The organism is Agreia sp. Leaf244 (assembly GCF_001422695.1).
In the GTDB taxonomy this organism is placed as follows: Bacteria; Actinomycetota; Actinomycetes; order Actinomycetales; family Microbacteriaceae; genus Agreia.
Genome location: NZ_LMLX01000003.1, coordinates 104597 through 127744, shown reverse-complemented (window position 1 = coordinate 127744; position 23148 = coordinate 104597). Strand labels below are relative to the sequence as shown.

General features: G+C 67.9%; 17 protein-coding genes. 12 read left to right on the top strand and 5 right to left on the bottom strand.

Annotated elements, in window-relative coordinates; translation table 11 throughout:
- Nucleotides 1-85 precede the first annotated feature (85 nt).
- Together glgB and ASF06_RS10580 are read right to left on the bottom strand one after the other, a co-directional pair.
- Nucleotides 86-2299 carry a 1,4-alpha-glucan branching protein GlgB gene (glgB, locus tag ASF06_RS10585; RefSeq protein ID WP_055946700.1) on the bottom strand — a complete coding sequence of 738 codons (2214 nt, stop codon included), beginning with the start codon at nt 2297-2299 and terminating at the stop codon, nt 86-88.
- A complete protein-coding gene (locus ASF06_RS10580; RefSeq protein ID WP_082500872.1) occupies nt 2299-4380 on the bottom strand; it encodes a maltotransferase domain-containing protein in 2082 nt (693 codons plus the stop codon). Before ASF06_RS10580 ends, glgB begins: the two co-directional genes overlap by 1 nt.
- A gap of 171 nt (nt 4381-4551) precedes the next feature.
- Here ASF06_RS10580 and glgP point away from each other — a divergent pair, with 171 nt between their 5' ends.
- The 3 genes from glgP (at nt 4552) to ASF06_RS10565 (ending at nt 7968) form a co-directional block, all read left to right on the top strand.
- Nucleotides 4552-7119 (top strand): alpha-glucan family phosphorylase, encoded by a 2568-nt coding sequence (glgP, locus tag ASF06_RS10575; RefSeq protein ID WP_055946696.1) that lies wholly within the window; start codon nt 4552-4554, stop codon nt 7117-7119.
- 61 nt (nt 7120-7180) lie between these two features.
- Nucleotides 7181-7456, top strand: a complete 276-nt coding sequence (locus tag ASF06_RS10570) for a type II toxin-antitoxin system TacA family antitoxin (RefSeq protein ID WP_055946694.1) — start codon at nt 7181-7183, stop codon at nt 7454-7456.
- Nucleotides 7453-7968 carry a GNAT family N-acetyltransferase gene (locus ASF06_RS10565; RefSeq protein ID WP_055946691.1) on the top strand — a complete coding sequence of 172 codons (516 nt, stop codon included), beginning with the start codon at nt 7453-7455 and terminating at the stop codon, nt 7966-7968. Before ASF06_RS10570 ends, ASF06_RS10565 begins: the two co-directional genes overlap by 4 nt.
- 15 nt (nt 7969-7983) lie before the next feature.
- On the opposite strand, the gene glgX is transcribed toward ASF06_RS10565, so the two are convergent.
- The gene (glgX, locus tag ASF06_RS10560) at nt 7984-10032 is read right to left on the bottom strand and encodes a glycogen debranching protein GlgX (RefSeq protein ID WP_055946688.1); all 2049 of its coding nucleotides are present in this window, start codon (nt 10030-10032) and stop codon (nt 7984-7986) included.
- Nucleotides 10033-10085: 53 nt separating this feature from the next.
- Here glgX and ASF06_RS10555 point away from each other — a divergent pair, with 53 nt between their 5' ends.
- A complete protein-coding gene (locus tag ASF06_RS10555; protein ID WP_055946685.1) occupies nt 10086-11282 on the top strand; it encodes a cysteine desulfurase family protein in 1197 nt (398 codons plus the stop codon).
- A gap of 81 nt (nt 11283-11363) precedes the next feature.
- Here ASF06_RS10555 and ASF06_RS10550 read toward each other — a convergent pair whose 3' ends face one another.
- Nucleotides 11364-12341 carry an endonuclease/exonuclease/phosphatase family protein gene (locus ASF06_RS10550; protein WP_082500871.1) on the bottom strand — a complete coding sequence of 326 codons (978 nt, stop codon included), beginning with the start codon at nt 12339-12341 and terminating at the stop codon, nt 11364-11366.
- A gap of 134 nt (nt 12342-12475) precedes the next feature.
- Here ASF06_RS10550 and ASF06_RS10545 point away from each other — a divergent pair, with 134 nt between their 5' ends.
- The 8 genes from ASF06_RS10545 (at nt 12476) to gatB (ending at nt 22151) form a co-directional block, all read left to right on the top strand.
- A complete protein-coding gene (locus tag ASF06_RS10545) occupies nt 12476-12919 on the top strand; it encodes a Fur family transcriptional regulator (RefSeq protein ID WP_055931617.1) in 444 nt (147 codons plus the stop codon).
- Between the two features lie 42 nt (nt 12920-12961).
- Nucleotides 12962-14461, top strand: a complete 1500-nt coding sequence (locus ASF06_RS10540) for a catalase (protein WP_055946679.1) — start codon at nt 12962-12964, stop codon at nt 14459-14461.
- 191 nt (nt 14462-14652) lie between these two features.
- Nucleotides 14653-15036, top strand: coding sequence for a thioredoxin (trxA, locus tag ASF06_RS10535; protein ID WP_055946676.1), 384 nt, complete (start codon nt 14653-14655; stop codon nt 15034-15036).
- 131 nt (nt 15037-15167) lie between these two features.
- A complete protein-coding gene (gene mnmA, locus ASF06_RS10530) occupies nt 15168-16355 on the top strand; it encodes a tRNA 2-thiouridine(34) synthase MnmA (RefSeq protein ID WP_200920359.1) in 1188 nt (395 codons plus the stop codon).
- On the top strand, nt 16355-18676 hold the full coding sequence (gene ligA, locus ASF06_RS10525; RefSeq protein ID WP_055946670.1) for an NAD-dependent DNA ligase LigA: 2322 nt from the start codon (nt 16355-16357) through the stop codon (nt 18674-18676). The genes mnmA and ligA overlap by 1 nt, the downstream gene beginning before the upstream one ends.
- A gap of 123 nt (nt 18677-18799) precedes the next feature.
- Nucleotides 18800-19099, top strand: a complete 300-nt coding sequence (gene gatC / locus ASF06_RS10520; protein WP_055931632.1) for an Asp-tRNA(Asn)/Glu-tRNA(Gln) amidotransferase subunit GatC — start codon at nt 18800-18802, stop codon at nt 19097-19099.
- A complete protein-coding gene (gatA, locus tag ASF06_RS10515; protein ID WP_055946667.1) occupies nt 19099-20634 on the top strand; it encodes an Asp-tRNA(Asn)/Glu-tRNA(Gln) amidotransferase subunit GatA in 1536 nt (511 codons plus the stop codon). The genes gatC and gatA overlap by 1 nt, the downstream gene beginning before the upstream one ends.
- Nucleotides 20634-22151: an Asp-tRNA(Asn)/Glu-tRNA(Gln) amidotransferase subunit GatB gene (gene gatB, locus ASF06_RS10510; protein WP_055946664.1), complete on the top strand. Its 1518-nt coding sequence runs from the start codon at nt 20634-20636 to the stop codon at nt 22149-22151. Before gatA ends, gatB begins: the two co-directional genes overlap by 1 nt.
- Nucleotides 22152-22214: 63 nt before the next feature.
- On the opposite strand, the gene ASF06_RS10505 is transcribed toward gatB, so the two are convergent.
- Nucleotides 22215-23147, bottom strand: a complete 933-nt coding sequence (locus ASF06_RS10505) for an SDR family oxidoreductase (RefSeq protein ID WP_055946661.1) — start codon at nt 23145-23147, stop codon at nt 22215-22217.
- Nucleotide 23148 lies beyond the last annotated feature (1 nt).

Below are 23148 nucleotides of genomic sequence, written 5' to 3'. Positions count from 1 at the left end.
AGCTTGTCGAAGGGCCCCGCAGGCAAGGCTCAGGGAACGAGGTCGAAGGGGCCCGCAGGCGAAGAGCTCAGGGAACGGCGCGGCTCTACCTGCGCGGCTTGAGGTACAGCGCCGCCAGGGGAGGCAGCGTCAGCTCGACAGACGCCGGGCGTCCCGACCAGGGAACGTCCTCTGCCTCGACGGCGCCGAAGTTGCCGACGCCCGAGCCGCCGTACTCCACGGCGTCGGTGTTGATCAACTCGTCCCAGGTTCCCGCGAACGGCAGCCCCACTCGGTAGGGGCCGACCGGAGCGCCCGAGAAGTTCATCAGAACCGCGATCGGGTTGCCCTCGTCGTCCCAGCGCAGGAACGACACCAGGTTCTGGTTCGAGGAGCCGCCGTCGATGAACTCGAAGCCCGAGGAGTCGTGGTCGCGCTGCCAGAGCGCGGGGTTGTCGGCGTAGACCCGGTTGAGCTGTGCGACGAGCCCCAGCAGGGCGCGGTGCACGGGCTGGTCGAGGATCCACCAGTCGAGCCCGCGCTCCTCAGACCACTCCGATGGCTGGCCGAATTCCTGGCCCATGAACAGCAGCTGCTTGCCGGGGTGGGCCCACATGAACGCGAGGTAGGAGCGGAGGTTCGCGAGCTTCTGCCAGTGGTCACCGGGCATCTTGTTCAGCAGCGAGCCCTTGCCGTGCACGACCTCGTCGTGGCTGATCGGAAGGATGAAGTTCTCGCTGAAGGCGTAGACGAACGAGAAGGTGATCTCGCCGTGGTGGTAGGAGCGGTACAGCGGATCGGTCTCCATGTACTGCAGCGAGTCGTGCATCCAGCCCATGTTCCACTTGAGCCCGAAGCCGAGCCCGCCCTGGTTCGTGGCGTGCGTGACACCGGGCCAGCTGGTCGACTCCTCGGCGATCATGATGACGCCGGGATAGAGCTTGTAGGCCGTCGCCGTCGCCTCCTGCAAAAAGCTGATGGCCTCGAGGTTCTCGCGCCCGCCGTACTGGTTGGGCAGCCACTCGCCCTCCTTGCGGGAGTAGTCGAGATAGAGCATGCTCGCCACGGCGTCGACCCTCAGGCCGTCGACGTGGAACTGCTCGAGCCAGTAGAGCGCGTTCGCAACGAGGAAGTTGCGCACCTGCGAGTCGCCGAAGTTGAACACCAGGGTGCCCCAGTCGGGCTGCTCGCCCCGGCGCGGGTCCGGATGCTCGTACAACGGCTGGCCGTCGAAGTTGGCCAGCGCGAACTCGTCTTTCGGGAAGTGCCCCGGAACCCAGTCGACGAGCACGCCGATGCCGGCCTGGTGCAGACGGTCGATGAGGTAGCGCAGGTCGTCGGGGTGGCCGAACCGCGAGGTGGGCGCGTAGTACGACGTGACCTGGTAGCCCCATGATCCGCCGAACGGGTGCTCCGCGAGGGGCATGAATTCCACGTGCGTGAAGCCGAGCTCCTGCATGTAGTCGATCAGCTGGTCGGCGAGTTCGCGGTAGGAGAGCCCGGGGCGCCAGGATCCGACATGCATCTCGTAGACGCTCATGGGACCGGAATGCGGATCGCTCGACGCGCGCCGCGACATCCATTCGTCGTCGCCCCATGTGTGGGCCGACTGGCCGATGACCGACGCGGTGAGCGGCGGGATCTCGGTGTACCGGGCCATCGGGTCTGCGCGCCTGACCCACTCGCCCGACTGCGAGAGGATCTCGAACTTGTAGGTGCTGCCGGGCTCGAGGCCGGGCACGAAGAGCTCCCACACGCCAGAGCTGCCGAGGCTGCGCATGGAGTGCTTCAGGCCGTCCCACGAGTTGAAGTCGCCGATGACGCGCACGGCCTGGGCGCGCGGTGCCCACACCGCGAACGAGGTGCCCGCGACCTCCTCGGCGACCCCGTGCCACGAGCGGTAGTGGGCGCCCAGCACGTCCCACAGGCGCTCGTGCCTGCCTTCGCCGATGAGGTGGATGTCGACGTCGCCGAGGGTGGGGGAGAACCGGTAGGGGTCATCGCTTGCCCAGACCGTGTCGTCGTCGTAGCGGGCCTCGATCGTGTAGTCGCTGAGGCCGGTGAGGGTGTACCCCTGCCAGATGCCACCGTGCAGGTGGGTGAGCTCGGTTCGTGCACCGGATGCCAGCACCGCGACCACCGATTTGGCGAGGGGCCGCAGGGTGCGGATGACGGTGACGCCGTCGGCGCCCGCACCCTCGATGGGGTGCTGCCCGAGCACGCTGTGCGGGTCGTAGTACGAGCCGGCCGCGACCTTGTCGAGAATGTCGCCGGCCACGTCGGGAATGGAGAGCACGCCTGCTCCGTCGAGAGTGGACATCAGTGAGCCGCCTTGTCTGCACCGCTCGGGCGCGTTTCGGGCCAGGTCCCATCGACCGGCTCCACGTGAAGAATGTGCACGGGCTCTGTGAACGCGTCGAGCCGCACGAAGTTGTGGCTCACGCCCCAGATCCAGGATGCCCCGGTGATGAGGTCGGTGACCCGGAACTGCTCGACACCCGGCAGGCCGAACTTCGAGACGTCGAAGTGCACGCTGGTCTCTCGCACCGAGTGGGGATCGACGTTGGCCACGACGATAACGGCGTCGGGTGCGCCCGTGCTGCTGAACTCTGCGGCGATGTACTTGCTGTAGACGAGGATCGCGTCGTCGTCGCTCCAGTGCAACTCGAGGTTGCGCAGCTGCCGCAGTGCGGGGTGCTCGCGCCTGATCTCGTTGAGCCTCGTGACGTACGGCGCGATCGACTGGCCGGTCTGCTCGGCCAGGGCGAAGTCGCGGGGGCGGTACTCGTACTTCTCGTTGTCGAGGTTCTCTTCGGCGCCCGGGCGGGCGACGTTCTCGATCAGTTCGTATCCCGAGTACATTGCCCACGTGGGCGCGGCCGTCGCGGCGATCGCGGCGCGGATCTTGTAGGCCGCCCGCCCGCCGAACTGCAGGTACTGCGTGAGGATGTCCGGGGTGTTGACCCAGAGGTTGGGCCGGAAGAACGCGTCGGTCTCGTGCGCCAGGCCGGTGAGGAACTCCTCGAGCTCCTCTTTGGTGTTGCGCCACGTGAAGTAGGTATACGACTGCTGGTAGCCCACCTTGGCCAGGCCCTGCATGATGGCCGGCCGGGTGAACGCCTCGGCGAGGAAGACGACCTCGGGGAACTCGGCGTTGATCGTGTGGATCACGTACTCCCAGAAGTCGAGCGGCTTGGTGTGCGGGTTGTCGACCCGGAAGATGCGCACGCCGAGCTTGATCCAGTAGCGCAGCAGTCGCAGCGTCTCGCGCCGGATGCCCTTCGGATCGTTGTCGAAGTTGATCGGGTAGATGTCCTGATACTTCTTCGGCGGGTTCTCGGCGTAGGCGATCGATCCGTCGGGCAGCGTGGTGAACCACTCCGGATGCTCGGTGACCCACGGGTGGTCGGGGGAGGCCTGGAGGGCGAAGTCGAGCGCGACCTCGAGTCCGGCCTTGGCCGCCTGCTTCATGAAGTAGCCGAAATCGGCGACAGTTCCGAGGTCGGGGTGGATGGCGTCGTGTCCGCCGGCCGGGCCGCCGATGGCCCAGGGCGACCCGGGGTCGTTCGGGCCAGCATCCAGCGAGTTGTTGGGACCCTTGCGGAACGAGCGACCGATCGGGTGGATGGGCGGCATGTAGAGCACGTCGAACCCCATGGCCGCCACCTCGGGCAGGCGCTTGGCCGCCGTGCGGAACGTGCCGCTCGTCCAGCTTCCGTCGGCGTTCTTCTTCGCTCCGATCGACCGGGGGAAGAACTCGTACCAGGATCCCGAGCCGGCGCGCTCGCGCTCGACGGTGATCTCTCGCCACTCGGAGAAGGTCGTGAGGCTCTCGAAGGGGCGCTCCGCGATGGCGTCGAGCACGGCCGGGCTCGTGGCCGCGGCGAGACGCTCGACGGGGTCGATCGAGGAGTCGCCCAGGGTGTTGGCCACCTTGCCGAAGAGCACGCGCTGCGCGTCGGGACGCGTCGCATCCACCCTGCCCGCCTCGAAGAGCTCGCGGCCGATCGCCAGGGTCACGTCGACGTCGAGGCCCGCGGGGAGTTTGATCGACGCCGTGTGCTGCCAGGTGGCGAAGTCGTCGGAGTAGGCGCGGATGCGGAATCGCCACATGCCCTCCTCGCCTAGCTGCTCCAGGGCGCCATATCTGTCGGTGCCCGGCTCGAGGGGGAGGAGCAGTCTTTCACTGCGCTGGCCCGAAGGGCCGGCCACTTCGACGCGCGCTCCGACGGCGTCGTGGCCCTCGCGGAACACCACGGCGCCGAAGGGCACGACCTCGCCGGCGAAGGCCTTGGGAAGCCATCGTTGGCCGGGAACGCTGGGGAAGATGTCGAGGATCGGGATGCGCCCGAGTCCGGAGTCGGAGAGGGTCGGCTGCTTGGATGCTTGCGTCTTTGCCACGGTTCGACCGTACCAATAAAGGTCAAACGTTCGCGGGGGATTATGGAAACGGTTCCCGGTCGTTTATGCGGGCTGAGCGCCGCTGTCCTAGGCTGGGCAACGCCTGGCCCACGGTGTCCACCGCGGTGCGCGAGACGAGTGGCGGTGGCGCGCCGGTATGGAGACTTTTTCGTGAAGGCGATCAGGAGATTCACCGTCCGTTCCGTGCTGCCCGAGCGTCTCGGTGCCGTCGGCGAGCTGGCATCCAATCTTCGCTGGTCGTGGCACGAGCCCACCCGAGCGCTGTTCTCCCGCATCTCGCCCGACGACTGGCAGCAGACCGGATGCGACCCGATCGCACTCCTCGGCGCCGTCAGCCCCGAGCGTCTCGAGGAGCTGTCGCACGACGAGGGATTCGTCGCCTGGGCGAACAGCCTGCGCGACGACCTGAACCGCTATCTTTCCGAGCCCCGCTGGTACCAGCAGCTCGAGGGCGAGAAGCCGAACAGCATCGCCTACTTCTCTGCCGAGTTCGGCATCGCCGCCGCGCTTCCGCAGTACTCCGGCGGACTCGGAATCCTCGCCGGAGACCACCTGAAGGCCGCGAGCGACCTGGGCGTGCCCCTCACGGGAGTCGGGCTCTTCTATCGTGCCGGCTACTTCAGCCAGGCCATCTCGCGCGACGGCTGGCAGCAGGAGAGCTACCCGGTGCTCGACCCCGATGGCCTGCCCCTCACCGTGCTCAGGCTCGCCGACGGCTCGGCGGCCCACATCGCGCTCGCCCTTCCCGACGGTCGTGCCCTTTTCGCCCGCATCTGGCAGGCACAGGTCGGTCGAGTGCGCCTGCTGCTGCTCGACACCGACATCCCCGAGAACGCAGAAGACCTGCGCGGCATCACCGACCGTCTCTACGGCGGCGGCGGCGAGCACCGCCTGCTGCAGGAGCTTCTCCTCGGCATCGGCGGCGTGCGGGCGCTCAAGCTGGCGGCCGAGCTCCGGGATGTGCCGGAGCCCGAGGTCTTCCACGCCAACGAGGGGCACGCCGGCTTCCAGGGCCTCGAGCGTATCTCGCGCCTCATCGGCGACGGACTCTCTTTCGACGCGGCGCTGCAGGTCGTGCGCGCCGGCACCGTCTTCACGACGCATACCCCCGTTCCCGCGGGCATCGACCGCTTCGAGCGCACGCTCATCGAGCGGTACTTCGGCGGCGACCTGCTGCCCGGCCTCAGCGTCGACGACATCCTGCACCTGGGGGCGGAGGACTACGACGGCGGATCGCCCGACGTCTTCAACATGGCCGTTATGGGCCTGCGCCTCGCGCAGCGGGCGAACGGCGTGTCCGAGCTGCACGGCGCCGTGAGCCGCGGCATGTTTCAGGGACTCTGGAAGGGATTCGACGTCGACGATGTGCCGATCACCTCGGTGACGAACGGCGTGCACGCGGCCACGTGGACCGACCCGCTGCTGCAGGAACTCGCGAGCTCGAAGCTCGGCACCTCAGACACGACCCACGCCGACTGGAACAGCTCCGACGTCAGCGACAGCGACCTCTGGGCCGTGCGCGGCGACATGCGTCGCCAGCTCGTGCACGACGCGCGACGCCGCGTGACCGAGGCGTTCGAGCAGCAGAATCCGGGCTCGATCGCGCCGGCCTGGTACCAGACCCTTCTCGACCCCACCGTGCTCACCATCGGATTCGCCAGGCGGGTGCCGACGTACAAGCGCCTCACCCTGATGTTGCACGACCCTGCTCGGCTCAAGTCGATCCTGCTCAACCCGCAACGCCCGATCCAGCTGGTCATCGCGGGCAAGTCGCATCCGGCCGACGAGGAGGGCAAGCGGCTCATCCAGAAGCTCGTGCAGTTCGCGTCAGACCCCGAAGTGCGTCACCGCATCGTCTTCCTGCCGAACTACGACATCGGCATGGCGCAGCTGCTCTACCCGGGCACCGATGTGTGGCTGAACAACCCGCTGCGCCCGCTCGAGGCGTGCGGAACATCCGGTATGAAGGCCGCGCTCAACGGCGGACTCAATCTGTCGATCCTCGACGGATGGTGGAACGAGTACTACGACGGCGAGAACGGCTGGGCTATTCCGACGGCCGACGGCGCCAGCACACCGGAGGAGCGCGACGCCATCGAGGCCGGCGCCCTCTACGACCTGATGGAGCACCAGGTCGCGACCCGCTTCTACGACCGCAATGCCGACGGCATCCCCGAGCGCTGGCTGGCCTCGGTGCGGCACACGCTCTCGACGCTGAGCCCGAGCCTGTCGGCCGAGCGCATGGTTCGGGAGTACACCGAGCGCCTCTACACGAAGGCCGCCGCCGCCGAGAGGGTCATGTCGGTCAGGGATCACGAGGCGGCTCGCGAGCTGTCGGCGTTCGCCGAGCGCATGACCGCGCACTGGCCGAAGGTGCAGGTGGTGCACGTCGAGTCCGGCGGCCTCGACGACACCCCGCAGGTCGGCGACTCGCTGCACCTGCGCGCCCAGGTGCAGCTCGATCGTGTCAGCCCTGACGACGTGGCGGTCGAGGTCGTCTACGGGCAGGCCGGATCGGGCGACGAGCTGCGCGACACCGCCACGTTCTCGTTATCGCCGTCCACGGCGGCGGGGGCGGATGCCTCGGGTGTCGTTCTGTTCGAAGGCACGCTGCCCCTGTCGAGGGCCGGAGCGTTCGGCTACACGGTGCGCGTCGTGCCCAAGCACGCGCACTTGGCGTCGGCCGCCGAGCTGGGCCTCATCGCGACCGCCCACTGACGCGCCCTCCCGTGCCAACGCCACCCTAGAAATGTACGGAATATTGCCGTACATTGGTCCAATGGCTACCACGACCAAAAGCGAACGTCTCGAGCTGCGCCTCACCGCTGACCAGAAGCAAAACATCGAGCAGGCTGCGGCAATTTCTGGCCGTTCCGTGACGGAATTTTCGGTGCCACTTCTGGTCGAGGAGGCCGGGCAAGTCATCCGCCAGGAGAGGCAGTTGCGGATGTCCAAGCAGGCTTGGGACTCCTTCAATGCAATCTTGGATGAGCCCGCCAAGTCTGTGGCCGGACTTGCTGACCTTCTCCGCCGTCCAGCCGTCTTCAGCGAGTGACTTCACTCTTACGGCCTCGGCCTATTAGCGCGGGGGACGACTGTTCGTCATTCACATGTGGAGAAAATCCGCTGGATGAGTGGGTGCGGACGAGGGCGCTCAAGAATGACCTGACGGGCGCATCCCGCACGTTTGTGAGCGTGGACTCCGATACTGGACTGGTCGCGGGCTACTACTGCCTGTCTGCCAGTTCGCTCGCTCGAGAGGAGGCGACGTCGAATCTGCGGCGCAACATGCCAGACCCGATTCCGGTGATCCTCATAGGGCGGCTGGCTGTCGACGAACGGTTCCAGGGGCTTGGCCTGGGCTTCTCCCTCCTGCAGGAGGCGCTGCGCAAAGGGTACGAGGTTTCGCGCGTGATCGGTGCCAGAGCGTTCGTGGTGCATGCGATCAGTGAAAGCGCAGAAAAGTTCTATCTCAAGTTCGGATTTACCCTCGTGCCCGAAAGTGCGCGGGTGATGTACATCACCATGGCCGACGCCGAGACGACGATCTCCGAACTCGCCTCATAGCGAAGCTGGTAGCAGTCAGTTCGCTCGGAACAGGCGAAGGCTCGAGGGTGACATCTCGATCTCGGTACCGGGCTCGTAAGTGGGCCCCTCCTCCGGGTTGGGGGCGTCGTCGCCCGAGTTCCAGAGCTCCGTGTACGAGGCCACGCCCCGGTGCGCGGGCAGGGTCACGGTGACCGGAGCCTCGATGCCGTGGATCACGAGCAAAATGCGGTTGAACTCCTCGTGCTCGGGGGTGGACGCCGCCATGTACTGCAGGGTGCGGTTCTCCGCCGAGTTCCAGTCGTAGACCGACATCGACGATCCGGTGGCGTCGTACCAGTCCATCTGGCTGGCGCTCGGGGTGGTCTCGCCGAAGATGCCGAACCGAACCGGCCGCAGGGCGGGGTTCTCGCGCCGCAGCTTCAGCAGGTGCTGCGTCGTCTTCCAGTGGTCCTTCTGCCAGCGCCGCCTGTCCCAGCTCAGCCAGGTCAGCTCGCTGTCGTGGCAGTAGGCGTTGTTGTTGCCCTTCTGGCTGCGACCGAACTCGTCGCCGGCAGTGATGAGGGGCACGCCCGCCGAGAGCAGGAGGGTGCCCATGAGGTTGCGCATGGCCTGGCGCCTGGCGGCCTCGATCGGCCTCGACGAGGTGGGCCCCTCCACCCCGTGGTTGAACGACATGTTGTTGTCGGTGCCGTCGCGGTTCGACTCGCCGTTGCCCACGTTGTGCTTCGTGTCGTAGGCCGTGAGGTCGGCCATCGTGAACCCGTCGTGCGCCGTGATGAAGTTGATCGACGACAGGGGCCCCCGGTGCTGGGCGAAGGTGTTCGACGACCCGGCGAGGCGTGTCGCGAGCATTCCCACGCCGTCGCCCGGGTCGCCGTGCTCCCGTATCGAGCGGATGTCGCGCAGCCAGAACTTGCGCATGCGGTCGCGGTAGCGGTCGTTCCACTCCGACCAGCCGTCGGGAAAGTTGCCGGTCTGCCATCCGCCCATGCCGACATCCCACGGCTCGGCGATCATCTTCACGTTCTGAAGCGCCGGGTCCGAGACGATGTCGGTGAGAAGCGGATGCTGCGGGTCGTAATAGTGGTCGGCGTTGCGTCCCAGGGTCGCCGCGAGATCGAAACGGAATCCGTCGACCTGCACCTCGTTCGCCCAGAAGCGCAGGGAGTCGAGGATCATGCGTGAGACGGCCGGGGTGGCGGTGTTGATGCTGTTGCCGCATCCGGTGACGTCGATGTACGTGCCGCCGGCGGTCTGCCGGTAGTAGCTGGCGTTGTCGATGCCGCGGAAGCTCGTGGTCGGGCCGCCGGGACCCTCCTCTGCCGTGTGGTTGTAGACCACATCCAGCAGAACCTCGATGCCGGCCTCGTGCAGCAGCTTGACCATGCCCTTGAACTCGCGGAGGTTGGCGCTGGGGCCCTGGGCCTGGGCCGACTTCGAGGCGTAGAGCGCGTGCGGGCTGAAGAACCCGAGCGTGTTGTAGCCCCAGTAGTTGCGCAGTCCCTGCTTGATGAGCCGCTGCTCCGACACGAACGACTGCACGGGAAGCAACTGCACCGCCGTGACACCGAGGTTCTTCAGGTAGCCGATCGTGGTCTCGTGGGCGAGGCCGGCGTATGTTCCGCGCAGCTCCTCGGGGATGCGGGGATTGAGCTCCGACAGGCCCTTGAGGTGCGCCTCGTAGATGACCGAGTGGTCGAGCGGAGTGTTCGGCTTCGTGACGCCGGCCCAGTCGAACGACTCGTCGACTACGACGGAGCGCTGCGACCCCGAGCTGAGCCGCTGGATTCCCTTGCCGTACGGGTCGAGCAGCAGCCGGGTGGGGTCGAAGCGGTGGGTCGGACCCTGCGGGCCGGCGACGCGCAGGGTGTACCGGCGGCCGGGAACGAGCTCACGGGTGCGGCCGAACCACACCCCGTGCCGGTCGCGGGTCAGCTCGACGGTCTTGTAGATCCAGTTCGCGTCCTTGTCGTCGAACAGGCACAGCTCCACTTTCTCGGCGTGCTCCGACCAGACCCGGATCTCGCCTCCGTGGGCCGTGAGGCGAACGCCCATGTTGGCGAGGGGATCGGCGACAGTCATGCGTCTTAGAGTAGTGATTGCCAGGTTTCGAACAGATCACGGAAAGAGTCGTCGTGCCCGTCTACCTCGACCATGCGGCCACAACGCCGATGCTCCCCGATGCGCGAGACGCGTACATCGAGGCGCTCGGGGTCGTCGGCAACCCCGCGTCGATCCACAGCCAGGGTCAGCAGGCGAAGCGCATGCTCGAGGAGGCTCGCGAGCTCGTCGCGGCGAGCGTGTCGGCCGAGCCCGTCGAGGTCGTGTTCACCTCGGGTGGAACAGAGGCGGTGAACCTCGGTATCAAGGGCCTCTTCTGGAAGCGGCAGGAGGCCCGTCCGCGCCCTCGCATCCTCGTTCCGGGCGGAGAGCACCACGCCACCATCGACGCGGTCGAGTGGCTCGCAGCCCACGACGGCGCCGAGATCGACTGGCTGCCGATCGACGAACTCGGCCGACTGCATCCACATACCCTGCGCGAGGCGATCGAGCGCGATCCCGAATCGGTGGCCCTCGTCTCGGTTCTGTGGGCGAACAACGAGGTCGGCACGATCCAGCCGGTCTCCGAGCTAACCGCCGTCGCGACCGAGTTCGGCGTTCCCGCCCACGTCGACGCCGTGTCGGCGTTCGGATACCTGCCGCTCGACTTCCACGCGTCGGGCGCAGCCGCCCTGAGCATCTCGGCCCACAAGATCGGCGGTCCGGTCGGCGTCGGCGCTCTCCTGCTCTCGCGCTCCGCCGAGATCGTGCCGCTCTTCCACGGCGGCAGCCACCAGCGCGGCCGCAGCGGAACACAGGACGTCGCCGGCGCCGTCGCGTTCGGGGTCGCGGCCCGCCGCGCAGCCGACGAGGTGCACGGCCACGCGGCCGCGCTCGCCGTTTTGCGCGACCGGCTCATCGAGAGCGTGCGGCTGGCGGTTCCCGACGCGGTGCTGCGCGGCGATCCGGATGCGGCGGGTCGGCTCCCCGGCAACGCCCACTTCACCTTCCCCGGCTGCGAGGGCGACTCGCTCCTCTTCCTGCTCGACGTCGCGGGGCTGTCGGTCTCCACCGGATCCGCCTGCCAGGCCGGCGTTCCCGAGGCGTCGCACGTGCTCACGGCCATGGGCCTCAGCGAGGCCGACGCGAGGGGAGCGCTGCGCATGACGCTCGGACACGGAACGACCGAGGCGGACGTCGACGCGCTCGTGGCCGCGTTGCCCGCGGCCTTCGCGAAAGGCTCAAAGGCGGGCCTCAGCGACAGGCTCGTTCCGCTGGGCCACGCGCGCTGATTGGCCTCCCGCGCGGCGGCGTCGCGTCATAGCGCCCATCCCGACGCGCCGGAGGGGCACGACAGCGCCACCGGACTTGCCCTACAGGTTGACGGTGGCCACGATCGCCAGGTGATCGCTGCCGCCGGCAGGAATGACCGTGTTCGACGTGACGTCGAGTCCGCGCTGCAGGAAGTGGTCGAGTCTCGCCAGGGGGAACGGCGTTGCCGGCCACGTGAAGCCGAACAGTCCGTCGCTCTGGTTGGGCTCGTTCAGCTGCGACAGGATCGGCTTGAACGCCCTGTCTGTCGAGGCCGCATTGAAGTCGCCGACCGCGATCACACGATCGTTCTCATCGTTCGGCAGAACGTCGGCGAGGTTCTTCAGCATCTCGTCGCGATCGGCGTGATCGCCAATGCGGGCCGACGCGGCATGGATGACGTAGATGCTGACCAGGCCGTCGGGAGTCTCGAGGTCGGCGGCGAGGGCGCGCTGCCAGCCGAGTCCGAGGTCCCACGGCTGGGCGTTCAGAATCGGGTAGCTGCTCCAGAGGCCGACCGTGCCGACCTGGTAGGAGTACTCGTAGCTGGCGTCGAGCACCGACGACACCTGTGCACTCGAGTTTGCATCCATCTCCTGGATGGCCACGACCTGAGCGCCGGTGGCGACGAGGTCCGCGGCAGAGGCCGCCCCCGTTCCCGAGCTCGCCTCGACGTTCTGACTGGCCACGGTGAGCGTGTTCGCGCTCGCGGACGGAGCGGTCCACTTCAGAGGAATGATCGTCGCTCCGAAGACGAGGCCCCAGGCTGCGATCGGCACGATCACAGCGGCCCACGGTCGGCCGCGCCGGGCGAAGGCCGCGAGCACGATGAGCAGGGGGATGAACACTCCCAACCATGGTGCGGCGGAGTCGACCAGCAGGCCGAGGCCGCCCACGTCGGGAACCCAGTTGTGCAGCACGATGAGCGCCGCGAGAAGCAGGGAGGAGGCCACCACGACGGCGTTCAGCGCGCGTCGACCTCCAGACGGCCGACGCTTCCGTGAGGGTGACGCCCGGGGCGTCTCGGCCAGGAGAGACATCGCCCTCCAGTCTGCACGGGCAGGCTGGACGAATGCCCAGCCCCGCCGGTGAACGCTTGATGACGACCATGACGTGACACGCCGGGGTGCGCCGTTATTTTGAGTAATTCAAAACAAGCACCTAGGGTTGACGCATGACGACAGAGCGAGCGGATGCGACGGCCCTGGCCGACAGCATCCGTCACGCCGGGTTGCGGGTCACCGAGCCCCGGGTAGCCGTTCTCGGCGTGCTCGAGAACGAGTCCCACATCGAGGCCGAGCGGGTGTTCCGCGCGGTGCTCCCACTGGTGCCGGGAACGAGCGTGCAGGCCGTGCACGGAATCCTCGCCGCGTTCACGCAAGCCGGGCTCGTGCGACGCATCGAGCCCGCCCACTCGCCGGCGCTCTACGAGCGCCGTGTGGGCGACAACCATCACCACGTCGTCTGCACCGGCTGCGGAGCGGTCGAAGACATCGACTGCACCGTCGGCCACAGCCCGTGCCTGACTCCGTCGTCATCCGGCGGATTCCAGATCCAGACCGCCGAGGTCACGTTCTGGGGTCTCTGTCCTGCCTGTCAGGCAGCAGTGCCAGCCTAGATCTCGTACATCCTCCCGACCGCCCGATTTACAAGGAGAACAATGTCCACCGATGCCTTCACCACTACCAACTCCGGCGCCCCGGTCGCCAGCGATGAGCATTCGCAGACCGTCGGAACCGACGGACCGATCACGCTGCACGATCACTACCTCGTTGAGAAGCTCGCCCAGTTCAACCGCGAGAAGGTGCCGGAGCGAATCGTGCACGCCAAGGGCGGCGGCGCGTTCGGAACCTTCGTCACCACCCACGACGTCTCCGCCTACACGCGCGCCAGTCTCTTCCAGCCCGGCGCATCCGTCGACATGCTCGCGCGCTTCTCCACCGTCGCCGGCGAGCAGGGAAGCCCCGACACGTGGCGCGACCCGCGCGGCTTCGCGCTGAAGTTCTACACCGACGAGGGCAACTACGACCTCGTCGGTAACAACACGCCCGTCTTCTTCATCCGCGACGGAATCAAGTTCCCCGACTTCATCCACTCGCAGAAGCGCCTGCCGGGAACCCACCTGCGCGACCACGACATGCAGTGGGACTTCTGGACGCTGTCGCCCGAGACCGCCCATCAGGTGACCTGGCTCATGGGAGACCGCGGTCTGCCGGCTTCGTGGCGGCACATGGACGGCTTCGGTTCGCACACCTACCAGTGGATCAACGCCGCCGGCGAGCGCTTCTGGGTCAAGTACCACTTCAAGACCCACCAGGGCATCGAGATCCTGAGCCAGACCGACGCGGACCGCATCGCCGGAGAGGACGCCGACTTCCACATCCGCGACCTGTCAGAGGCGATTAAGCGCGGCGACTATCCGAGCTGGACCCTGAGCGTGCAGATCATGCCCTATGCCGACGCGGCCACCTACCGCTTCAACCCCTTCGATCTCACGAAGGTCTGGCCGCACGCGGACTACCCGCTGCACGAGGTCGGCACCATGACGCTGACCCGCAACCCCGAGAACTACTTCGCGCAGATCGAGCAGGCCACGTTCGCGCCGTCGAACTTCGTTCCCGGAATCGCCTCCAGCCCCGACAAGATGCTGCTCGCGCGCATCTTCAGCTACGCCGACGCGCACCGCTACCGCGTGGGAACGAACCACGCGCAGCTGCCGGTGAACGCGCCGACCGCGCCGCTGCACAGCTACTCGAAAGACGGGGCGATGCGCCACGGATTCACGTCTGCCGAGACGCCCGTCTACGCGCCGAACTCGCACGGAGGCCCGCACGCGGACCCCGCCCGGGCCGGCGCCGACGCGGGTTGGGAGTCCGACGGCGAGCTCGTGCGCGCAGCTGCCGCGCTGCACGCCGACGACGACGACTTCGGCCAGGCCGGCACGCTGGTGCGCGAGGTTCTGGATGACGCGGCTCGCGACCGGCTCGTCGCGAACATCGCGGGTCACGTCTCGAAGGTGACCGACGCAGGCCTCCGCCAGCGCGTCTACCAGTACTGGACGAACGTCGACGCGACGCTCGGCGCCCGCGTGGCCGCAGCGGTCGAGCCCAGCGCCCCCGGCTCGAATGAGCAGCCCGAGGTCGTGGGCATCGGGGCATAGCGCGCCCGCTTCCTGAGCCTGTCGATCCCTGAGCCTGTCGTTCCCTGAGCCTGTCGAAGGGCAACGTCGACAGGCTCAGGGAACGTCCATCCCGGGAATGCAGCGCAACCCCGTTCTGTTGTAGACACCGTGCGGTAGCGTTTCGCGAACCGCACGACCATCAATCGACAATCTTCACGAGGAGGCCCCTTTTGCCTACCGTTACCGTCACCGCCGAATCCCTCGACAAGACCATCACCGACAACGAGATCGTTCTTCTCGACTTCTGGGCCGACTGGTGCGGCCCGTGCAAGCAGTTCGCGCCCGTCTTCGAGAAGTCCAGCGAAGACAACACCGACGTGGTCTACGGAAAGATCGACACCGAAGACCAGCAGCAGCTCGCCGCTGCCGCGCAGATCACCTCGATCCCCACTCTGATGGCGTTCAAGAACGGTGTGCCCGTGTTCCGCCAGGCCGGGTCGCTTCCTGCGCCCGCCCTCGCCGACCTCGTTGCGCAGCTCAAGGCGCTCGACGTCGAGGCCGCGATGAAGGCTCAGGCCGAGGCAGACGCAGCAGAGACCAAGCCCGCAGAATAGTCTCACCGTCGCCGAATGGCGTCGTCGCGCCCATCCCGTACGACGGGACGGGCGTGACGGCGCCATTCGGCATTCGGAGACCCGTCGCTACCCCCAGTGACGCTGTCGGAGGCCTCACGTAAGCTCTTCACGTGAAGGTTTTAGCAGCAATGAGTGGCGGGGTCGACTCCGCCGTGGCCGCCGCACGCGCGGTCGAGGCGGGGCACGACGTGGTCGGGGTTCATCTGGCGCTCTCGCGCATGCCGGGCACCCTGCGAACCGGTGCTCGCGGCTGCTGCACCATCGAAGACTCGATGGACGCGCAGCGTGTCGCCAACAAGATCGGCATCCCCTACTACGTATGGGATTTCTCGGAGCGGTTCAAGGCCGACGTCGTCGACGACTTCGTCGCCGAGTACACGGCGGGGCGCACCCCCAACCCGTGCATGCGTTGCAATGAGCGCATCAAGTTCGCCGCCCTCCTCGAGAAGGCCGTCGACCTGGGCTTCGACGCGGTCGCCACGGGCCACTACGCCAACATCGTCACCGACGCCGAAGGCAACCGCGAGCTGCACCGGGCCGCCACGTGGGCCAAAGACCAGAGCTACGTGCTGGGCGTGCTCACCAGCGAGCAGCTCGCGCACAGCATGTTCCCGCTGGGCGCGACGCCCTCCAAGGCCGAGGTCCGTGCCGAAGCCGCCGAACGCGGCTTCTCGGTGGCGTCGAAGCCCGACAGTCATGACATCTGTTTCATCCCCGACGGCGACACGAAGGGCTGGCTCGCCGAGCGCGTGGGCGCCGAGACCGGCCAGGTCGTCGAGCGTGACGGCAGCGTCGTGGGCAGTCACGACGGGGCCCACTCGTTCACCGTCGGCCAGCGCCGTGGCCTCCACCTCGGCATGCCCGCGCCCGACGGCAAGCCCCGGTTCGTGCTCGAGGTGCGACCCGTGAGCAACCAGGTCGTCGTCGGCCCCAAAGAGGCGCTCGACATCTCCGAGATCGCCGGCGCCCGGTTCACCTGGGCCGGGCTCGCTCCCGAGAACCCGCAGATCGCCTTCGAGTGCGAGGTCCAGATCCGTGCCCACGCCGACCCGGTTCCCGCGACCGCCGTCGTGCGTGCGCTCGACGTGCCCGTTCCCGTCGAGGGCCAGCGACCGGCATCCGATCACGAACTCGTGATCACGCCGCACACGCCGCTCAACGGGGTCGCTCCCGGCCAGACGGCCGTCGTCTACATCGGTACTCGCGTGCTCGGCCAGTGCACCATCGATCGCACGGTCAGTGCTGATTCGGCCAGTGCAGTCCCAGCCGTGCCCGCTGCGGCAGGAGCCGTGGCCTGATGGCCGAGGTCCTGCCCGACGAGGTCACCCCCGACCTCGCAGAGGCCAAGGTCGAGGCCGGCGAGCTCACGACGCGCATCCTCGAACTGCGCGACCAGTACTACGAGAAGAACGCATCGACCGCCTCCGACGCCGAGTACGACGCCCTCGTCCGACGACTCGACGCCATCGAACGCGCGCACCCCGAGCTGCAGAGCGCCGACAGTCCCACGCAGACGGTGGGCGGCCGCGCCGAGACCACGATGTTCGCGCCGGTCACGCATGCCGAGCGCATGCTCAGCCTCGACAACGTCTTCAGCGAAGACGAGCTGCGCGAGTGGGCCGCGAAGATCGAACGCGACGCCGGGCGCAGCGCCGTGCGCTATCTGTCCGAGCTCAAGATCGACGGGCTCGCCATCAACCTGCGCTACGAGAACGGTGTTCTCGTCACGGCGGCCACCCGCGGCGACGGTGTCGTCGGAGAAGACGTCACCGACAACGTGCTGCAGATCAAGCAGATTCCCGCGCGGTTGAAGGGCACCGGGCATCCGCCCCTGGTCGAGGTGCGCGGCGAGATCTTCTTTCCCGTGGCATCGTTCGACGAGCTGAACGCGGCGCAGGAGGCGGCGGGGGAGCGCGTGTTCGCCAACCCGCGCAACGCGGCGGCCGGCTCTCTTCGCCAGAAGACCGAGGGCAAGAACGCCAAGCAGCTCGCCCTGGTCGAGAGCCGCCTGTCTCGACTGCGCATGCTGGTGCACGGCATCGGTGCATGGCCGAACCCGCCCGTCGCGGCGCAGAGCGAGGTCTACGGCCTGCTCGAGCAGTGGGGTCTTCCCATCTCGACCCACTTCAAGGTCTTCGATCTCGTCGACGACGTCGTCGAGTTCATCCGCTACAACGGCATCCATCGCGCGAGCGTCGAGCACCAGATCGACGGCATCGTCATCAAGGTCGACGACCTCGCCCTGCACGCCGAGCTCGGGGCCACGAGCCGTGCGCCACGCTGGGCCACTGCCTACAAGTACCCGCCCGAAGAGGTCAACACCCGTCTGCTCGACATCGTCGTGAGCGTCGGTCGCACGGGCCGCGCCACGCCGTTCGCGGTCATGGAGAAGGTCGAGGTCGCCGGCTCCGAGGTGCGCCAGGCCACACTGCACAACCAAGACGTGGTCAAGGCCAAAGGCGTGCTCATCGGCGACATCGTGGTGCTGCGCAAGGCGGGCGACGTCATTCCCGAGGTGCTCGGCCCCGTGGTCGAGCTGCGAACGGGCGACGAGCGCGCGTTTGTGATGCCCGAGAACTGCCCGGAGTGCGGCACGAAGCTCGCCCCGGCCAAAGAGGGCGACGTCGACCTGCGCTGCCCGAACGCGCGCAGCTGCCCAGCGCAGGTGCGCGGCCGCGTCGAGCACGTGGGATCCCGAGGCGGCCTCGACATCGAGGTGCTCGGCGAGGTGTCGGCCGCCGCGCTCACCCAGCCGCTCGAGCCGTCCGATCCTCCGCTCGAGACGGAGGCGGGTCTGTTCGCCCTGCGCATGCAAGATATCTTCCCGATCACTGTGGTCGTACGCGACAACGAGACGGGCATGGTCAAGCTCACCGACGACGGCGAGCCCAAGCGAGTTCAGCCCTTCCAGCGCCGACGCCAGAAGCGCGACGGCGCCTACAATCCCGACACGCGCGATCCGCAGGTGGCGGAGTTCGCGGGCGACGAGTTCTCGGTTCCGTCGACGAACGCCGTGAAGCTTCTCGCCGAGATCGAGAAGGCCAAGACCAAGCCGCTGTGGCGCATCCTCGTCTCGCTGTCGATCCGGCACGTCGGCCCTGTGGCCGCTCGTGCCCTCGCCGACTACTTCGGCTCGCTCGACGCGATCCGTGCGGCGAGCCGCGAGGAGCTCGCCGCCGTCGACGGTGTGGGTCTGATCATCGCCGACGCCCTGATCGACTGGTTCTCCGTCGACTGGCACGTCGACATCGTGGATTCCTGGGCCGCCGCCGGTGTGCAGTTCGCGACCCCCGGGCATCCGGGCCCCGGCGCAGCCGTCATCGAGGGCGGCGTGCTCTCGGGCGTCACCGTCGTCGCCACAGGCTCGCTCGACGGGTTCACCCGCGAGGGCGCGCTCGAGGCGATCATCAATGCGGGCGGCAAGGCCGCGTCGAGCGTGAGCAAGAAGACCGACTTCGTGGCCGCGGGTCCCGGTGCCGGCTCCAAGCTCACCAAGGCCGAGGCCCTCGGCCTGCGCATCATCGACGCCGAGCAGTTCGCGATCCTCGTCACACAAGGGCCGGATGCGCTGGGCCCGGCCCCCGAGACGGAGAGCGCGCCCGACGACGTCGCTCCCTGACCCTGTCGTTCCCTTCGACAGGCTCAGGGAACGGGTGGTTCCCTTCGACAGGCTCAGGGAACGCGGCTCCGGTAGAATCGGTGGGTTCGTCCGAACTCCCCCCGAATGAAGACACGGAGCAGCATGTCCGAAATCACGCAGGAGCAGGTCACCCACCTGGCCAGCCTCGCCCGCATCGCGCTGACGCCCGAGGAGATCGTGTCGCTCACGAGCGAACTCGGGTCGATCATGGACCACGTGGCCACGGTCACCGAGGTCGCGACGCCCGATGTGCCGGCCACGAGCCACCCGATCCCACTGCAGAACGTGTTCCGAGACGACGTGGTGGGCCAGACCCTCACCGCCGAAGAAGCACTGGCCGGTGCGCCCGACCACGACGGCTCGCGATTCCGGGTCACCGCCATCCTGGGGGAGGAGCAGTAATGACGACCGATCTCACGAGGCTCACCGCCGACGCGCTCGCCACCAAGCTCAGCGCGGGCGAGGTCAGCTCGGTCGAAGCCACACAGGCGCACCTCGACCGCATCGCCGCGGTCGACGGGTCCGTTCACGCCTTCCTGCACGTCGCATCCGACAGCGCCCTCGCCGAGGCGGCCGACATCGACCGTCGCCGCGCGGCCGGAGAAGAGCTGCACCCGCTCGCCGGCGTTCCCATCGCCATCAAAGACGTGATCGTCACCAAGGGCATGCCCACCACGAGCGGTTCCAAGATCCTCGAGGGCTGGGTTCCGCCCTACGACGCCACGGTCATGACCAAGCTGCGTGCCGCAGGCCTCGTCTCCATCGGCAAGACCAACATGGACGAGTTCGCCATGGGCTCCTCGACGGAGCACTCCGCCTACGGCCCCACGCACAACCCGTGGGACCTCGAGCGCATCCCCGGAGGCTCCGGTGGTGGCTCCGCCGCCGCGGTCGCCGCCTTCGAGGCGCCGTTCGCCCTGGGCAGCGACACCGGCGGGTCCATCCGCCAGCCCGCGCACGTCACCGGCACGGTCGGCCTGAAGCCCACCTACGGCGGTGTGAGCCGATACGGCGCCATCGCCCTGGCCTCCAGCCTCGACCAGATCGGCCCGGTGTCGCGCACCGTCCTCGACTCCGCACTGCTGCACGACGTGATCGGCGGGCACGACCCGCGCGACTCCACGTCGCTCACCGACGTCTGGCCGTCGTTCGCCGAGGCGGTGCGCAACGCCGACGTCGCAGGCCTCCGCATCGGTGTCATCACGGAGCTCCAGGGCGACGGGTTCCAGCCCGGCGTCATGGAGCGCTTCCGCGAGGCTCTCGCCCTTCTCGAGGGCGCCGGCGCGATCATCACCGAGGTCGCACTTCCGAGTGTCGAGCACGCGATCGCCGCGTACTACCTGATCATGCCCGCCGAGGCCTCCAGCAACCTGGCCAAGTTCGACTCCGTGCGTTTCGGCCTGCGGGTCAACCCGAAGGGCGGCGGCACCGTCGAAGACGTGATGAGCGCCACCCGCGAGCAGGGCTTCGGCGCCGAGGCGAAGCGCCGCATCATCCTCGGAACCTACGCACTCTCGGCCGGCTACTACGACGCCTACTACGGCAGTGCCCAGAAGGTGCGCACGCTGGTGCAGCGCGACTTCGCGGCCGCCTTTGCGAACGCCGACGTGCTGGTATCGCCCACGGCGCCCACCACGGCGTTCAAGCTGGGAGAGAAGACCGGAGATCCGCTGTCGATGTACCTCAACGACATCGCCACGATCCCGGCGAACCTCGCGGGAATCCCCGGAATCTCGGTGCCCGTGGGACTGGCCGCCGAAGACGGGCTGCCCGTCGGCATCCAGTTCTTGGCACCGGCTCGCGAAGACGCCCGCCTCTATGGCGTGGCCGCCGCGCTCGAGGCGCTCCTCGAGCAGAAGTGGGGGCACACGCTCCTGAGCCAGGCGCCCGACCTGTCTCCCAGTGAAATGAACGCGACCGACGAGGGAGCCGTCTGATGGCGAAACTGATGGACTACGACCGCGCGCTCGAGCTCTTCGAGCCGGTGCTCGGCTTCGAGGTGCACATCGAGCTCAGCACCAAGACCAAGATGTTCTCCGACGCGCCGAACTACTTCGGTGGCGAGCCCAACACGAACATCACCCCTGTCGACCTCGGTCTGCCGGGCTCGCTTCCGGTGGTCAACGGCCAGGCGGTGCGCTACGCCATCAGCCTGGGCCTCGCGCTCGGCTGCTCGATCGCGCCTACGAGCCGCTTCGCCCGCAAGAACTACTTCTACCCCGACCTGGCGAAGAACTACCAGATCTCGCAGAGCGACGAGCCCATCGCGTTCGCGGGATCGGTCGAGGTCGAGCTGCCGAACGGGCGCATGTTCACGGTGCCGATCGAGCGTGCGCATATGGAGGAGGACGCCGGCAAGCTCACCCACGTGGGCGGCGCGACCGGTCGCATCCAGGGCGCCGAGTACTCGCTCGTCGACTACAACCGTGCGGGTGTTCCCCTGGTCGAGATCGTCACCGACATCATCTACGGCGCAGAGGCCGACGCCCCTGAGCTCGCCAAGGCGTACGTGTCGACCATCCGCGACATCGTCGTGGGACTCGGCATCTCCGAGGCACGCATGGAGCGCGGAAACCTGCGCTGCGACGCCAACATCTCGCTGCGCCGACGCACCCCGGAGGGTGAGCCGCCCGCGCCGCTCGGAACACGCACCGAGACGAAGAACGTCAACTCGCTGCGCAGCGTCGAGCGGGCCATCCGGTACGAGATCCAGCGCCAGGCCGCCATCCTCGACGACGGCGGAACCATCACGCAGGAGACGCGCCACTGGCACGAGGACACGGGCCAGACCTCCGCCGGTCGACCCAAGTCCGACGCCGACGACTACCGCTACTTCCCGGAGCCCGACCTGCTGCCCGTCGTTCCCTCGGCCGAGCTCATCGCAGAACTGCGCGCCGCCCTTCCCGAGGCACCGGCCATCCGCCGTCGTCGCCTGAAGGCCGAGTGGAACTTCACCGACCTCGAGTTCCAGGACCTCACGAACTCCGGCCTCGTGAACGAGGTCATCGAGACCGTCGCGGCGGGTGCCGCCCCCGCGGCGGCCCGCAAGTGGTGGACGGGCGAGATCGCCCGCACCGCCAACGCGCAGGGCGTCGACGCGACCACGCTCGTCACCCCGCTGCAGGTCGCACAGCTCGTGGCGCTCGTCGACGCCGGCACGCTCACCGACCGCCTCGCACGCCAGGTTCTCGAGGGCGTCATCGCCGGTGAGGGCACGCCCCAGCAGGTCGTGGATGCGCGCGGCCTGGCCGTCGTGTCAGACGACGGCGCGTTGATCGCCGCCATCGACGAAGCGCTGCAGAGCCAGCCCGACGTCCTCGCCAAGATCCGCGACGGCAAGGTGCAGGCCGCCGGCGCCGTGATCGGTGCTGTGATGAAGGCGATGAAGGGTCAGGCAGACGCGGCTCGCGTTCGCGAACTGGTTCTCGAGAGGGCCACGGCGCTTCCCGAGTAGTCGCGGGTCGGCCCTTCGACAGGCTCAGGGAACGGACATCCGTTCCCCGAGCCTGTCGAGGGGCTACGAGAAGTCGATGCCCGTCAGGTCCTCCGACACGGTCCAGAGCCGCAACGCCACCCTCTCGTCGAGGGCGCGTCGGCTCTGCTTCGCCCGTCCGGGAGGACCGGTGAGCCCGAATGCCCCCGTGGGTCCGACGTAGTCTCCGCCGGAGACGCTGGCCCACGTGGCCGCGAAGATCTCGGGTTCCGCACCCTGCTCGGCTTCCTGCGAGAGGCCGGGCATGTTCATGAACCGCTCGACGAGCGCGCTCGCCGGCTTGTCGCGGCCGAGCTGCGGGCCGGCGCTCTGCAGGTTCGTGCGGCTCGAGCCGGGATGAGCCGCCGCGCTGAGCAGACCCCAGCCGGCGCCGTCGCTGCGTCGCTGCAACTCGTGCGCGAAGAGCAGGTTCGCCAGCTTGGACTGGCCGTAGGCGAGCCAGGCGTTGTACTTCTTGTCGGCGTTGAGGTCGCCGAATCGGATGCGTCCGATCCAGTGCATCACGCTCGACAGCGTGACGACCCTCGGCGCATCCGCAGCCATGAGCGACGGGAGGAGACGCGCCGTGAGGGCGAAGTGCCCCAGATGGTTCGTGCCGAACTGCAGCTCGAAGCCGTCTTCGGTCGTGTGCTTCGTGGGCACGGCCATCACACCGGCGTTGTTGATGAGCACATCGACGGGGAGCTGATCGGCGAGGATGCGCTCCGAGAACGCTCGCACGCTCGCGAGGGAGGCGAGGTCGAGGCTTTCGAGCTGCAGTGAGGCGTCAGGCACGCTCTGCCGGATGGTGTCGGCCGCCGCCTGGTTCTTCTCCTGGTTGCGTGCCGCCATGACCACATGGGCGCCGGCAGCCGAGAGGCGCCGCGCCGTCTCGAGTCCGAGTCCGCTGTTGGCTCCCGTCACGATGACGCGCTTGCCGTACTGGTCGGGGATGGACAACTGGGGTGCGGCCGACATG